This is a genomic window from Streptomyces synnematoformans (genome assembly GCF_039531005.1).
GTDB classification, from domain to species: domain Bacteria; phylum Actinomycetota; class Actinomycetes; order Streptomycetales; family Streptomycetaceae; genus Streptomyces; species Streptomyces synnematoformans.
The window spans coordinates 1-1,804 of the sequence record NZ_BAAAPF010000607.1 but is presented as its reverse complement, the minus strand read 5'-3'; the positions used below and the strand labels follow the sequence as shown (position 1 = coordinate 1,804).

The 1,804-nt window shown below is 79.2% G+C and carries 1 protein-coding gene; it reads right to left on the bottom strand.

All coding sequences use genetic code 11. The features are described from left to right. Positions 1–77 precede the first annotated feature (77 nt). Entirely contained in the window at positions 78–1,403 is a 1,326-nt protein-coding gene (locus ABD317_RS36485) for an SCO2321 family membrane protein (protein ID WP_344296285.1), read from the bottom strand. Between the last annotated feature and the right edge of the window lie 401 nt (positions 1,404–1,804).

Here is a 1,804-nt window from a genome sequence, read left to right as displayed (position 1 = left end):
CACCGCCGTAGCCGCGACCGCGGAGCACGCCGCGGCGGCGATCTCGTGCCGCAGCCGGCGCCGCGGCGGCGCGCCGGTCACGCGTTCCTCTTTCTCCGCGCGCTCGCCAGCAGCCCGATGCCGGCGCCCGCCGCCAGGCCCACGCCCAGCAGCGCCCACACCGCCGTGCCCGTGCCGTCGTCGTCGTCCGACGACTCCTCGTCCGCCGCCGCGGCGCCCGTCGCCGGCTTCTCCGCGGTCGGCCGCGGGCCGGTGGCGTTGAGGCGGGCAACCAGGTCCGTGTCGCCGGCGAAGGCGCCCGGGTCGGCGCCGACCGCGTCCGCGGCGAGGACCAGGGTGGCCAGGGCCGCCGGGTTGTCCTTCGTCCACGGCAGGGTGCCCTTGTCGCGCTCCAGCCAGCCGTACGGCTCGCGGGCCGCGCTGCGGTGGCCGCCCGCGGCCAGCGCGATGGCGGCGACGGCGGTCGCGTTGTGGTCGGGGCCGTCACCGGTCAAGGCCGGGAGGTGCCCGTCGCCGGCCGCGAGCTTCCGCGCCAGGTACGCCGCGCCCGCCTCCGACGCCTGTGCCGGGGACGGGTCCTCGGCACAGGCGCCCGCGTCGTCGACGGGCGTGTCCTCGCCGGCCGCGGCGCCCTTCTCCGCCGGGCCGGGCGCGAGGCCGTGGCCCGTGCCGGCGAGGACGGCGGCGGCGGTGGCGTAGTCGTTCGGGAACAGCGCGCCGTCGTCCTCCGGCTGGTACGCGTACGCCCCCTGCTCGGCCTTCTTCGCGTCGCAGCCGAGCTGCAGCGCGGCCAGCGCGTCGTACGGGCTGCCGCCGCCCGCCGTCGTCTTCCCCGGCCGCTCGCCGACCGCGGCGAGGCCGCCGACGACGACGGCGGTGGAGTTGGCGTCGGTGGGGCCGCCGGGGTTGAAGCCCCAGCCGCCGTCGTCGTTCTGGATCTTCTTCAGCCAGGTCACGGCCTTGCCGACGGCCGCGCGCTCGCCGCCCGCCGCGCTCAGCGCCTGGACCGCGGCGGCCGTGGCGTTGGTGTCCTCGGTGGCCGGGTCGCAGGGCTTCGCGACGTCGGCGCGGTACGCGGCGAAGCCGCCGTCCGCGCACTGCTGGCCGGTGAGGAAGCCGACCGCCGCGGGGGCCGGGCGGAGGTGCTGGGTGCGCTGGGCGAGGAGGGCCAGCGACTGCCGCCAGACGCCGTCGAACTCGGGGTCCGCGGTGCCGTACAGGCCCTCGGGGAGCTTCTTCTTCTGCACGGGCGCGGTCTGCGGCGCCGTCTGCGGCGCCGTCTGCACGGCGGCGGCCGCGGCGGCCGCCGTCGCCGGGCCGGCGAGGGTCAGGGGCAGCAGCAGGGTGGCGGCGAGCGCCGCGGGCGGGGCGCGGGCGGCGCCGGTCCGGCCTATCGGAGCCATGGCGGAGCGGGGGCCTTTCGTGAGGTGCGGCCGGCACAGCCGGCCGCGGCCGCCCGTCCGCGCCTGGGGGCGCGCCGGGGGTGCCGGGCTCAGCTCCGCATACCGCGACGGACGGGGCCGGTCCGGCGTCGGTGCCGGGCGGGTGCCCATGAGCCTGTCGCGCTCCGGGGGTGCTCCGGCTCGTACGGCCGCGGGGGCCGGACTCACGGTTGCGGGTCAGCGCCGGATTCGCACCGGCTTCTCCCACGGGGCGCGGTTGAAGTTGTCGCCGTTCACCTTACCGTCCCGTACCGGCACCGGGTCAGCGCCGTCCAGGCCACGCGCGGGCGCCTGACGAGGCAGGTTCCGCCCGGTCCCGTACGGACCGCCGCCCCGGGCCCCGTACGGACCGCGCCGCCCCG